The sequence below is a fragment of the Hydrogenovibrio sp. genome (assembly GCF_965140365.1).
In the GTDB taxonomy this organism is placed as follows: Bacteria; Pseudomonadota; Gammaproteobacteria; order Thiomicrospirales; family Thiomicrospiraceae; genus Hydrogenovibrio.
This window is the reverse complement of sequence record NZ_OZ223196.1, coordinates 1810259-1822545: the sequence shown is the minus strand read 5'-3', so window position 1 is coordinate 1822545 and position 12287 is coordinate 1810259. Positions and strand designations below refer to the sequence as shown.

The following is a 12287-nucleotide window of genomic DNA, read 5'->3' as shown; positions in this document are numbered from 1 at the left end:
CCCTTTGGTGTTCATTCCATTGGTTTTATCAATTATAGGATTCGGTTTGATTACTCTTCCATTAGATGTATGGTATGTGCCTTCATCGTTGGCTGTTTTCTATCTGGCATCTGCGATTTTTTCGCTTACTGTTGGTTATAGCCTATTTGACTTTCACTTTAAGATTGTACGTTATGAAGTTTTATCTATAGATGAAAGGGATGTTAAATTGGCTTTGAGATTAGCAATAGTTCTTGCTTATGTTGGCGTGCTTCTACATGTTATCGATATATTCTATTATAGAGGCTTCGATTTATTTGCTAGCTTTTCATTTAATCGGTTAACTTTGATGGAAACGGCCCCTACACCTTTTGGAGTTATCTCGGCTTTTTTCTATCCAGTAGCATTCATATTACCTTTTCTATATTTTTTAATGTTAAAAACTAAAGTACTAAGTTTTAGAGCTGTCCGTTCCTTATTAATATTCTTTCCTTTAATTTTTGAAATAGGTGTATCTATATTGCTTGGTGCAAGAATATTTGTATTTATAGCAATGTTTTTTGTTTTGTTTTATTTATATATGTTTGAGTATATTAAGTTTAGTTTTTTTATAAAAAAAACAGGCCTTGCTTTAGTAGTCTTGTTTCTGGTTTTTTTCGGTTATGTTTTTTCGATTAGGGCTGAAGTAATTGGTATGAGTGTCGGTGAATCGGCAACTCTTTCTGGTTATGCCTATTTCGTACCTATGGCTAGTGGCTACGGTTATTGGCTCGATGAAGTTGAAAGCATTAGCATGTTTTTATTTTTTCTTATTGTTGGTTTTATAAATTTATTGCAATATTTATCTCATTCGATTTTTGAATTATTTTTTGTAGTGGATAATTACAATGCTTTTACCTATTGCGCCGGTTCGAGTACATTTGGAGTGGTTGTTAAGTTTTTAAGTTATATTGGTATTAGTGGAGAGAATACATGTAATGTTTTAAGAGAAGGTGTTTATAGTACCCTGTGGGGGAATTTATTTTATGATTTCGGATTTATGGGTATTATTCCATCTTTTTTTTTAGGGGCTTTAGCTTCTTTTATTATGAATAGGCGATTTAAATTTAAATGGCTGTTATTCCCAGTTTATGCACATCTATTTTTAATTATATCCTTTTCCTTGTCGATAAATTTCATTTCAACAGGAAAAGGGGTTTATTTATTGTCGTCATTTTTTTTATTTTATACATTATTTATAATAGTTAAGGTTTTATTAGATGCGCATCGCAATAATTCATGACTGGCTAGTAACCTATGCCGGTGCGGAAAGAGTACTAGAGCAGATATTGAAAGTTTACCCTGAAGCCGATTTGTTCAGTACGGTTGATTTTCTAGATGAGGGTGAGCGAGACTTTATTTTGAACAAGTCGGTAAATACATCTTTTATCCAAAAGTGGCCAAAGGCAAAATCCAAGTATAGAAATTATTTACCGCTTATGCCCTTGGCGGTTGAACAGTTTGATCTTTCCGAATATGACTTGATTATTTCTTCTTCTCATGCTGTAGCTAAAGGCGTAATTACAGGTCCCGATCAATTGCATATTTGTATGTGTTATTCACCTATTCGCTATGCGTGGGATTTGCAGCATCAATATTTACGTGAGTCAGGATTAGATAAGGGATTAAAAGGCTGGCTGGCCAAGTGGTTGCTGCACAAAATGCGATTGTGGGATTTACGTACTGTTAATGGCGTGGATCAATTCATTGCTATTTCCGATTTTATAGGGCGGAGAATAAACAAAGTGTATCGTCGTGATTCAGTCACTATTTATCCGCCCGTTTACGTTGATGATTTTGTAGCGATTGATGTCACGAATGAAGATTTTTATTTTACGTCTTCCAGAATGGTGCCTTATAAAAAAATCGACTTGATCGTTGAGACTTTTTCAAAAAAACTGCCTGATAAAAAATTGGTGGTGATTGGTGATGGGCCCGACTTTAAAAAGATACAGGCCTTAGCGGGCGATAATGTCACTTTGCTTGGGTATCAAAAATTTGATGTTTTAAAAAGCCATTTAGCTAAAGCTAAGGCGTTTATTTTTGCTGCAGAAGAAGATTTTGGTATTGCACCTTTAGAAGCGCAAGCGAGTGGAACGCCCGTTATTGCATTTGGCAAAGGCGGTGCTTTAGAAACGATTGTGGGTTTGGATTCTGAAAAACCAACGGGTGTGTTTTTTAGAGAGCAAACCGTCGATGCATTAGCACAATCGATTGAGACTTTTGAGTTAGATGGTTACAAAATTCGACCAGAGCATTGCGTGGAAAATGCTGAGCGTTTCAGAGACGCGCGTTTTAGACAAGAATTTAAAGACTTTGTAGAAAAAGAATATAAAGAGTGGACAGAAAACTTATGAAAAAAGCAATAGTAACTGGGATTACAGGTCAAGATGGGGCATATCTGGCCGAGTTGTTGTTAGAGAAAGGTTATGCGGTTTATGGCACTTTTCGCCGTACGGCTTCGGTTAACTTTTGGCGGATCGAGGAGTTAGGGATTCAGAATCATCCTAATTTACATTTGATTGAATATGATTTAACCGATGCTTCTAACTCGATTCGTATGGTATCTGACATACAGCCGGATGAAATTTATAATTTGGCGGCACAAAGTTTTGTTGGTGTTTCGTTTGAACAACCACTAGCCACAGCGCATATTACCGGTTTGGGCGCGGTGCACTTGTTAGAAGCGATTCGTATTTTTAACCCTAAGATTAAGTTTTACCAAGCTTCCACTTCTGAAATGTTTGGTGAGGTGCAGGAAATTCCTCAGGTCGAATCCACGCCTTTTTATCCTCGTAGTCCTTATGGTGTTGCCAAGCTGTATGCGCATTGGATGACGATTAACTACCGAGAGTCGTATGGCATTTTTGGCTCTAGCGGCATATTATTTAATCATGAATCTCCCTTGCGTGGGCGTGAGTTTGTCACTCGTAAAATCACCGATTCGGTGGCAAAAATTAAACTCGGCAAACTGGATTGTTTAGAGCTGGGCAATATGGATGCCAAGCGAGATTGGGGGTATGCTAAAGAATATGTTGAGGGTATGTATTTAATGCTTCAAGCGGATAAGCCTGGTACATATGTTTTAGCAACCAATCGGACAGAGACAGTACGTGATTTTGTACGCTTAGCTTTTAAAGCCGTTGATATTGAACTTGAGTTTAAAGGTGAAGCTGAAAACGAGATTGGGGTTGATAAGGCTAGTGGCAAAACTGTTGTTCGAGTTAATCCCAAGTTTTATCGTCCAGCGGAAGTTGATTTGTTGATTGGTAATCCAGAAAAAGCAAAGCGTGAACTTGGCTGGGAACCAAAGACTTCTCTTGAGGAGCTTTGTGTAATGATGGTAAAAGAAGATTTGAGACGAAATGAAGTCGGCTTCTCATTCTAAAGTTTTAATAACCGGGTTAGAGGGTTTTACTGGTCATCATTTAGCAGCTTTTTTAGCCCAGGCCGGTTTCGAGGTTGTGGGCTTAAAAAGTGATTTGACGGATCGAGATTCGGTATTCTCTGAAGTAGCGTCTTGCTCGCCTGATTATGTCATTCATTTGGCGGGTATATCTTTTGCGGCAGAAGCGGACGCGGATTTGATTTATCGAGTCAATGTGGTCGGTACATTAAATTTATTAGATGCTTTATGCCAGCTTGATAAACCTGTGCAAAAAGTCGTTATTGCCAGTAGTGCAACGGTTTATGGCAATGTTATTGGTTCTGTACTTTCTGAAGCATTGTGCCCTAAACCAGTGAGCCATTATGGTTGCAGTAAGCTGGCTATGGAGCATATGTCGCAGAACTATCTGGATAAGTTGCCGTTGGTTATTACTCGTCCATTTAATTACACCGGTATTGGTCATGCTGAGCATTTTTTAATTCCTAAGATTGTGAAAGCTTACCAAGAGGGAAAAACTGAAATTGAGCTAGGAAACTTGGATGTTTCGCGTGAGTTTAATGATGTTCGTGATATATGTTGCATATACCATGATTTGTTATTGGCTGAAAAGTCCGGCGTTACTGTAAATGTTTGCTCTGGTAGAACGATTAGTTTGATGCGCATTATGACGTTAATGGATCAGATTGCTGGTTATAAAATGCAAGTAAAGGTAAATCCTGCTTTTGTGCGTGCTAATGAAATAAAGGATTTGTCTGGCGATGTGTCGCAATTAAATGATTTGATTCAGCCTGATTTTAAATATGGTATCGAGGATACTTTACGCTGGATGTATGGAGCTAAGTAATGATTAATATTCTTTTGTCAGGTGGGTCGGGTACGCGTTTGTGGCCTTTGAGTCGCGCCATGTTGCCAAAGCAATTTGTCCGTTTATTCGATAACGAATCCTTGTTTCAGCAGACCGTAAAACGAAACGCCCTAATCTGTTCCCACAGTTTAATCGTATCTAATATCGACCAATACTTTCTTGCCGTTGACCAATATCAACAAGTTAGTGAGCATGCGGCGCAATTTCTTCTTGAGCCAATTGGCCGGAATACGGCACCTGCGATAGCTTTAGCGTGTATGTTATTGGATGAGGATGATGTGGTTTTGGTTACGACATCAGATCATTTGGTAAAAGATCAGGCCGCATATGAGAAGGCCGTATTGAAGGCAAAAGAGTTAGCCGAGGCGGGTAGTTTGGTAACCTTTGGCATTCAGCCAACTTATGCCGAAACAGGGTTTGGTTATATTGAAGCATCGGATCACGATGTACTTTCTTTTAAAGAAAAACCGGATGTTGAGACGGCCCAATCTTACATAGAGCAAGGTAATTACTATTGGAACTCCGGTATGTTTTGCTTTAAGGCGGGCGTTCTGCTGAAAGAGCTTGAAAAATATTCACCGGAGATGTTGGAAGCCTGTCGCGTAGCATTGCCGAAACAGCAGGATTGTTCGGAAATCCGAATTGACTTTGAAGCGATGCAGGCGATTCCTGAAGATTCTATTGACTACGCGGTGATGGAAAAGTCCGATAAGGTAAAGGTGGTGCCGTGTGATATGGGGTGGTCGGATTTGGGTAGTTTTGATGCGTTGTATGATGAGGTAAAACAACCAGGCCTGGATAATGCGGTTTTGGCGCGTTCGGATAATGCGCCGGATGTCATTAGTGTGGATGCTAAGGATAATTTGGTGGTGTCACGAGATCGTCAAATTGCGTTGGTGGATGTGGAAGATTTATTGGTGGTCGATACGTCAGATGCGATTTTGATTTCTAAAAAAGGCAGTTCTCAGAAAGTGAAACAGGTTGTGGCGGAAATCAAAAAATTACAACCGGAGTTGGCCGAGGTGCATCGTCTGGCCCATCGACCTTGGGGTACTTATGAAGTATTGGTCGATTCCGATCAGTATAAGGTCAAGCGCATTGTGGTGAAGCCGGGGCAGCGGCTATCTTTACAGAAACATTTTCATCGTAATGAGCATTGGGTGGTTGTGTCTGGAACAGCGACTGTGACAGTGGATGAGGAATGTTTTTTAGTTCGCCCGAATGAATCAACTTATATTCAAATGGGCCAAGTGCATCGCTTGGAAAATAGCGGAAAAATTGACCTGGTAATGGTGGAGGTTCAGGTCGGTGAGTATACCTGCGAAGATGATATTGTTCGTATTGAAGATGTTTATGGACGTTGATGTAAGCAATGGAATTGGTGTGATTAATTTAAGTGCCAGCAAAATGCTGGCATTTTTATGGAAGAGAGTATGAATAAATTATCGTGTTTTAAAGCTTATGACGTTCGTGGCAAGGTGCCGGAAGAGTTGAATGAAGAACTGGCTTACAAAGTTGGCCGAGCATTTGTGGAAGAGTTAAATGCGAGCTCTGTGGCCGTGGGTTATGATATCCGGTTGGAAAGTGAAGGCCTGGCAGCGGCTTTAAAAAAGGGCTTGACTGAAGCTGGCGCGAATGTTGTGGATATTGGTTTGTGTGGTACGGAAGAAGTGTATTTCGCTACGTTTCATCGAAAGTTGGATGGTGGGATTATGATTACCGCCAGCCATAATCCAAAGGGCTATAACGGCATGAAGTTGGTTGGCAAAGGGGCAAAACCGATTTCCGGCGATTCTGGTTTAAAAGCGATTGAACAGCGGGTTTTAGATGAAGCGTTTAATAGAGAGAAATCACCAGGCCTGGTGGATTTTCAACCGGAAAAGTCTGCCTATATTCAGCATTTAATGTCTTATGTAGATATGTCAGTTTTAAAGTCGCTTAAATTGGTGATGGATGCAGGAAACGGTTCTGCAGGGGCCGTAATTAAACAAATTGCTGAGAAGTTACCGTTTGACTGTGTGTTTGTAAACGACACACCCGATGGTAACTTTCCTAACGGAGTGCCAAATCCATTATTGCCAGAAATGCGCTCCATTACTTCAAATGCTGTGAAAGAACATAATGCGGATTTAGGTATTGCCTGGGATGGCGATTTTGATCGATGTTTTCTCTTTGATGAAAATGGTGAGTTTATCGAGGGTTATTATTTGGTTGGATTGTTGGCTGAAACGTTGCTGGACAAACAGCCAGGGGGCAAAGTCATTCATGATCCGCGTTTAACTTGGAATACGATTGACCAAGTAGAGAAAGCAGGTGGTGTACCCATTCAATCGAAAACAGGGCATGCGTTTATTAAAGAGCGGATGCGTTTGGAAGATGCTATTTACGGCGGTGAAATGTCTGCTCACCATTACTTTAAAGATTTTGCTTATTGCGACTCCGGTATGATTCCGTGGTTATTGATTATGCAGTTGATGTCTAGCACAGGAAAACCTTTATCGGAGTTGGTCAGTGAGCGCATGAAAGCTTACCCGTGTAGTGGTGAGATTAATTATAAGGTTCAAGATGTGCCAGTCGTCTTGGAAAAAGTAATGGAACATTTTGCCTCCCTTAATCCTCTGGTGGATAAGACGGATGGTATTAGCCTGGATTTCGGACATTGGCGAATGAATATTCGTGCTTCTAATACCGAACCACTGCTGAGATTGAATGTCGAAAGTAAGGGGGGCGAAGAGCTTGTCAGGAACAAGGTAAAAGAAATAGAGGAGCTACTAGTTTGATGATGTTCAAAGTGCCTATTGTTTAATAGGCGTTCTTGTTTACAAAACCTTTGAACACCGTCAGGATAATGATTCTGATATCCAGCCATAATGACCAGTTATTGATGTAGTGCAAATCAAATTGCACTCGTTTTTCCATTTTTTCTAACGTATCCGTTTCACCTCGCCAGCCATTGATTTGTGCCCAGCCCGTGATGCCTGGCTTCACTAAATGGCGCTGCATATATTTGGGGACAAGCCTCCGATACTCTTCGTTATGAGCTACGGCATGAGGTCTGGGGCCGACAATGCTCATTTTTCCTTGCAATACATTAATAAATTGAGGAAGTTCATCCAAGCTTGTACGACGAATAAAAGCACCAAAAGGCGTGACTCTGGGATCATTTTGTGTGGCTTGCTTAATAACGGCGCCATTGTCTTGAGTAGTCATGGAGCGAAACTTGTAAACCTTAATTTCTTTGCCATTAAGCCCATAGCGCTTTTGTTTGAATAAAACTGGGCCGGGGGAACTTTTTTTAACCATGAAGGCAACCCATAGCAGTATTGGGCTGATGAATATTAATATGATGAATGAGAAGACAACGTCCTCTAGTCTTTTAATGATTTGATTGCTGGTCGAACTGAGAGGCGTGTCGTACACGCTGAAAACCGGAATACCTTTGAGCTCACTGGTTTTTGCATGCATGAGGTCGAAAGTGAACAGGTCTGGTACGAATTTCACCACGCTGGTGGTGTCGGTGAGTTCGTTAAGAATTTGTTTGATTTTTTGTTCGGCTCGTAAGGGTAGGCAAATATAAATTTCACTGTAGTGATTTTGATTAACGATGTTACCGATTTGATTGGTGCATCCCTTGACTGGAATGCCATTGATTTCGGTGCCGTGAAGTTCTGTGTTGTCGTCATAAAAAGCACATACACGATAGCCCAACCAGGGGTTGTTTTGGATGATGTTGGCAATATGTTGGCCCACTTTACCCGCGCCGATAATGGCAATGGTTTTGGTGTTATTGCCGTGCATACGATATTTGGCCAAGATTGCTCGCAATGCGACGCGGTAGCCGATTAAAATGATTGGTGTGATGATGGCCCAAAGGGTGACGGCCAGGCGTGAGAAGTTTTCGCTGTCTTTATACAAAAAAGCAATTACGATCAGTGTGGCCCAAGTCAACAACCACGCGTTTAAAATGAGTTTGGCGCTGGCAAACAGGGACCGACCTCGCCAACTGCGATAAACGCCGACCATTTGGCTGGCGATGACAAAAATAAACCCGCCTAATAACCCCATGGTTAAGTAGCGGTCATGCCATGGAATGTTTTGAAGCTGGGTGAGTGCTAGTAGTAACCCGATAGGTAGGAAGGCGTCAATGACGCGGTGAATCCAAACAAAACCGGAATGGTCGGGTTTAATGGCGTTTAGCATAGGCGGTACAACTTTTGGTTTGTTTATTTTTTAACACAACATTTACGCAAGTGCTTGTTGCGCCCATCCGTGGGGAATGCTCCTAATGTCAAAGTAAAGATAAACTGTAAAATCGACCCAATGGATCGGACCCAATGGATCGATGGCTACTTTGAAGTTCTCCTGAGAGAATTATACTTTAATCGGGCGGATAAACCTATTGTAAAGTTAGGGTTTTCGCGTATAAAGCATTGGTGGGAGGAATGCCGTGCACAGATGGGGACTGGCTTTAACGTTTGTCCTCTTTGTCCCTTGAGTACAGGCATGGTCAAGATTGTCACGCCGTACGCTCCTCGCGATGACAGTTCGAATTGGTTCTTTGTCAAAAGCTTGTCGTAAAAATGCCCAGGCCTGGCCAAAATTGATATACTTTTGCACAGTTAAATGAATATTTAAAAATGAGGTTTGGCAATGGCAAAACACCCCGCTCAGGCATTGAATGAAGATTATTATCCTGCAGATGACGAGATAGATTTATTTGAGCTATGGAATAGCTTAGTGGCGGAAAAAAAGACAATTGTCGGCATTACGTTGGCTTTTATTGGTTTGGGCGCTGTTTGGGCTTTTTTGGGGCCTAAAACGTATGAGGTGTCTATGGCCTTTTTGCCGCCTTATGAAAAGGATGTGGCGACTTTGAACTTTCCAGGGGTCGTGTCTGAATCGCCGCAAGATGTATATCAAAACTTTTCGCAAAACCTAGTGTCCCCAGAAAATATTTTATGGTTGAGTCAAAATGACAAAGTGAGACTCTTGTATGCTAAGGGCGCGAATGTGTCTGCAATCCGTGCCGATTTAGAAAAGCAAGTTGCAGTAAACCTGCCTGTTGAGAGTAAAAAGAAGACGTTGGTTGGAGATTCTCTATTGTCGTCGGTTGTGGTTTCTGGAAAAGGGGCGGAAGAGGCTTATTTATTGGCTTCTCTTTATTTAGATAGGGTTTTATCGAGCACAAAGCAGGATATTAAAGATAATATTATTCTAACGATTGAAGAGAAAATAAAACAAAAAAATAAAGATTATCAGATTGAGGATAATCGTATCAATGCGGAAATTGAAGCGGAGATTTCAGCTTTAACAGAAAAGGATTTGCAATCGAAGGCGGAAATTAATGAACAAATTCGTTTGTTAAAAGAAAAGGTTAAGCTTCAAAGAGAATTTCAGATCGAACGCTTGCAAGCGGATTATGCCTTGGCCAAAAAATTGGGGATTCATCAGCCAATCGATCCTTTGGACTATAAACGCAATTCCGGTAGTTCAAGAACAGAGTTGGTGATAAATAATGCCAATCCATCACGTTATTGGTTAGGAACGGAAATATTGGCGGCAGAAATTAAAAACTTACAGAATCGTAAAAGCGATGATGCTTATATTTCTGGGTTGGCGGATTTGAAACAAAAGTTGAAAGCTTTAGAGGTTAACCATCGTATTAATACATTGAAACAACGCCAGAACAACTTACCGTTTTCTAAATCTTTGAGAAACTTAAAGGTTGAAATTGAAAAGCTTCAAGAAGCTGAGGATAAAGTGAAAAAGGCCGATTTTGACGTTACAAGAATTGTTGAACCGCCAAGCAAACCTTTTAAGCCGGTAAAACCCAAAAAAGCATTGATTTTGGCCGTGGCCGGTGTGTTGGGGTTGATGTTGGGTGTATTCATTGCGCTGATTCGTCGTGCGGTTAAAAAGCGCCGTGAGGCGATGGTCACATAAGATTTAACTCTCTATGGTTGGTAGGTAATTATAAAAAGGAGGCTTTGGCCTCTTTTTTTATGCCTCTTATCTATGTCTTTTCATTCATGTTTCGTTGGATGGTCATTTGAACGTCATGAATCTATCAAGAAGGTGTCATTAAAGAGCGCTTCGAAGTTTATAGGATTGGATTCGAATTTTAAATTTGATCAATAACATAAACCGAGAGGGTATTATGACTCTGAATAAACTGAGTGTGGCAATGGGGTTGGTATTTACGGTATCAACACTTTCTTTGAGTGGCTGCGGAGGCAGTAGCGATGACGGTTCCGATGGAGTGGATGGAAAAGATGCATCCAGCCAAGTGGTTGGGTTGGAGCGTGTTGGTCGTACGGCTTCTCAGGGCTTTGATGTTAGTGCGGCGGAAATTGTCGACTATGATAAGCACCACAATCGTATTTTTGTGGTCAATGCCGACAGTGGGCGAGTGGACGTATTTTCGGATTTGATGTCGGCGCAACCGGCTTTATATGGCAGTTTGGATCTGGCCCAAATGTTGGTTGATAACGCGATTGTTTCAGCCACTTCCGAAGTGGGAGCCGCGAACAGTATTTCGGTTTATGGAGACTATGCGGCTGTGGCGGTGCAGGCGAATCCTAAAACCAATGATGGTTGGGTGGTTTTTTTGAATACGGCTGATTTGTCTTATGCCCGTGCCGTCCAAGTGGGGGCCTTGCCGGATATGGTAACGTTTACACCGGATGGTTCGAAGGTGTTGGTGGCCAATGAAGGCGAGCCGAACAGTGATTATTCCGTGGATCCGGAAGGGTCGGTCAGCGTGGTTTCCATGAGTGACTATTCCGTGACCAACATTGGTTTTACCGATTTCAATGTCGGTGGCTCTCGAAATAGTGAATTGCCGACCGATAAAATGGTGTTGGATGGTTTCAGCGCGACAACTTTGGATAATAAAGCGACGGTGGCCCAGAGTTTTGAGCCAGAGTATATTTCGGTGGCAGCTGATAATTCGAAGGCGTATGTGACCTTGCAGGAATCCAATGCGGTTGCGGTGATTAATTTAAATGATAGCTCGGTTGATAAAATTATCGGCTTAGGATTTAAAGACCATTCGATTCCCGGCAATGAATTAGATGCCAGTCAGAAGGACGGTGTTCATATTCAGAACTGGCCGGTGATGGGAATGTATATGCCGGATTCCATTACGTCCATGACTTACAATGGCAAAACCTATTTATTAACCGCCAACGAGGGGGATGATCGCCAGGATTGGTTGGAAAACGTAACGGATCAGGCGGCTTGCGAAGCGGCGGGTTATTATTTCGACAGTTCGGATAACTGTGTTGATGCGTTTTCGGCTAAGGATTATTACGATTCCGATAACGTCACCCTGGATTCGAATATGACGTCTTCGGATAACGGCGGGTTTGGCGATGACGATGAGTTAAGACGTTTGAAATTTTCTTACCATACCAGCGTTGTTCAAAACGGTGGCACGGATTTCGAAAAACTATACGCTTATGGTGCTAGATCTTTTACGATTTGGGATGCCGAAACCGGCGAGCAGGTGTTTGACTCTGGTAGCGATTTTGAACGTTTGACGGCCTTACGTTATGGTGATGATTTCAATAACGATAATGCCGAAAATGCCGGGGATGATCGTTCCGATAATAAAGGTCCAGAGCCGGAGGCGATTACGGTAGGGCAGGTTAATGGTCATACCTATGCATTCATCGGTTTGGAGCGAATGGGGGGCATTATGGTTTATGATGTGTCCAACCCTTACGCGCCACAATATGTTCAATATATCAATGATCGGGATCTTTCCGTTGATCCTGACGATAATTCCGGTTCGACATACAGTGTGGATGCAGGCGATTTAGGGCCAGAAGGTTTTAAGTTTGTTTCAGCATCGGATAGCGGCTCAGGAAAGCCGTACTTGATCGTTGGCAACGAAGTCAGCGGTACGACGGCGATTTATGAGGTCAAACTGACGACGTTGTCTGACTGATTGACGTTTTTTTAAGTTTGCTACGTTGTCGAAAACAACACAAAACCCCGTAATGCGGGGTTTTG

9 protein-coding genes are annotated in these 12287 nt (G+C 41.7%); 8 read left to right on the top strand and 1 reads right to left on the bottom strand.

From position 1 onward, the window contains the following. The first annotated feature begins 46 nt into the window (after nt 1-46). The 6 genes from AC0KH7_RS08670 (at nt 47) to AC0KH7_RS08645 (ending at nt 7051) form a co-directional block, all read left to right on the top strand. The gene (locus AC0KH7_RS08670) at nt 47-1261 is read left to right on the top strand and encodes an O-antigen polymerase (RefSeq protein ID WP_472372579.1); all 1215 of its coding nucleotides are present in this window, start codon (nt 47-49) and stop codon (nt 1259-1261) included. Then, nucleotides 1239-2375 carry a glycosyltransferase family 4 protein gene (locus AC0KH7_RS08665; RefSeq protein ID WP_472372577.1) on the top strand — a complete coding sequence of 379 codons (1137 nt, stop codon included), beginning with the start codon at nt 1239-1241 and terminating at the stop codon, nt 2373-2375. Before AC0KH7_RS08670 ends, AC0KH7_RS08665 begins: the two co-directional genes overlap by 23 nt. Further along, the gene (gene gmd / locus AC0KH7_RS08660; RefSeq protein WP_472372575.1) at nt 2372-3406 is read left to right on the top strand and encodes a GDP-mannose 4,6-dehydratase; all 1035 of its coding nucleotides are present in this window, start codon (nt 2372-2374) and stop codon (nt 3404-3406) included. The genes AC0KH7_RS08665 and gmd overlap by 4 nt, the downstream gene beginning before the upstream one ends. Continuing rightward, nucleotides 3384-4250: a GDP-mannose 4,6-dehydratase gene (locus AC0KH7_RS08655; RefSeq protein ID WP_472372573.1), complete on the top strand. Its 867-nt coding sequence runs from the start codon at nt 3384-3386 to the stop codon at nt 4248-4250. Before gmd ends, AC0KH7_RS08655 begins: the two co-directional genes overlap by 23 nt. Beyond that, complete coding sequence (locus AC0KH7_RS08650; RefSeq protein WP_472372571.1) at nt 4250-5635, top strand: mannose-1-phosphate guanylyltransferase/mannose-6-phosphate isomerase; 1386 nt, start codon at nt 4250-4252, stop codon at nt 5633-5635. The genes AC0KH7_RS08655 and AC0KH7_RS08650 overlap by 1 nt, the downstream gene beginning before the upstream one ends. 69 nt (nt 5636-5704) lie before the next feature. After that, entirely contained in the window at nt 5705-7051 is a 1347-nt protein-coding gene (locus tag AC0KH7_RS08645; RefSeq protein WP_472372569.1) for a phosphohexomutase domain-containing protein, read from the top strand. Between the two features lie 22 nt (nt 7052-7073). On the opposite strand, the gene AC0KH7_RS08640 is transcribed toward AC0KH7_RS08645, so the two are convergent. After that, nucleotides 7074-8471, bottom strand: a complete 1398-nt coding sequence (locus tag AC0KH7_RS08640; protein ID WP_472372567.1) for an undecaprenyl-phosphate glucose phosphotransferase — start codon at nt 8469-8471, stop codon at nt 7074-7076. Nucleotides 8472-8921: 450 nt separating this feature from the next. On the opposite strand from AC0KH7_RS08640, the gene AC0KH7_RS08635 reads away from it, so the two are divergent. Both AC0KH7_RS08635 and AC0KH7_RS08630 read left to right on the top strand, forming a co-directional pair. After that, nucleotides 8922-10214 carry a Wzz/FepE/Etk N-terminal domain-containing protein gene (locus AC0KH7_RS08635; RefSeq protein ID WP_472372565.1) on the top strand — a complete coding sequence of 431 codons (1293 nt, stop codon included), beginning with the start codon at nt 8922-8924 and terminating at the stop codon, nt 10212-10214. A gap of 214 nt (nt 10215-10428) precedes the next feature. Continuing rightward, nucleotides 10429-12222: a choice-of-anchor I family protein gene (locus AC0KH7_RS08630; protein WP_472372563.1), complete on the top strand. Its 1794-nt coding sequence runs from the start codon at nt 10429-10431 to the stop codon at nt 12220-12222. Nucleotides 12223-12287: the final 65 nt, after the last annotated feature.

Excerpts from the sequence above, each read along its gene's own strand:
- AC0KH7_RS08665 (WP_472372577.1), top strand. The coding sequence starts at position 1,239 with ATGCGCATCGCAATAATTCATGACTGGCTAGTAACCTATGCCGGTGCG.
- gmd (WP_472372575.1), top strand. The coding sequence starts at position 2,372 with ATGAAAAAAGCAATAGTAACTGGGATTACAGGTCAAGATGGGGCATAT.
- AC0KH7_RS08655 (WP_472372573.1), top strand. The coding sequence starts at position 3,384 with ATGAAGTCGGCTTCTCATTCTAAAGTTTTAATAACCGGGTTAGAGGGT.
- AC0KH7_RS08650 (WP_472372571.1), top strand. The coding sequence starts at position 4,250 with ATGATTAATATTCTTTTGTCAGGTGGGTCGGGTACGCGTTTGTGGCCT.
- AC0KH7_RS08645 (WP_472372569.1), top strand. The coding sequence starts at position 5,705 with ATGAATAAATTATCGTGTTTTAAAGCTTATGACGTTCGTGGCAAGGTG.
- AC0KH7_RS08640 (WP_472372567.1), bottom strand. The coding sequence starts at position 8,471 with ATGCTAAACGCCATTAAACCCGACCATTCCGGTTTTGTTTGGATTCAC.
- AC0KH7_RS08635 (WP_472372565.1), top strand. The coding sequence starts at position 8,922 with ATGGCAAAACACCCCGCTCAGGCATTGAATGAAGATTATTATCCTGCA.
- AC0KH7_RS08630 (WP_472372563.1), top strand. The coding sequence starts at position 10,429 with ATGACTCTGAATAAACTGAGTGTGGCAATGGGGTTGGTATTTACGGTA.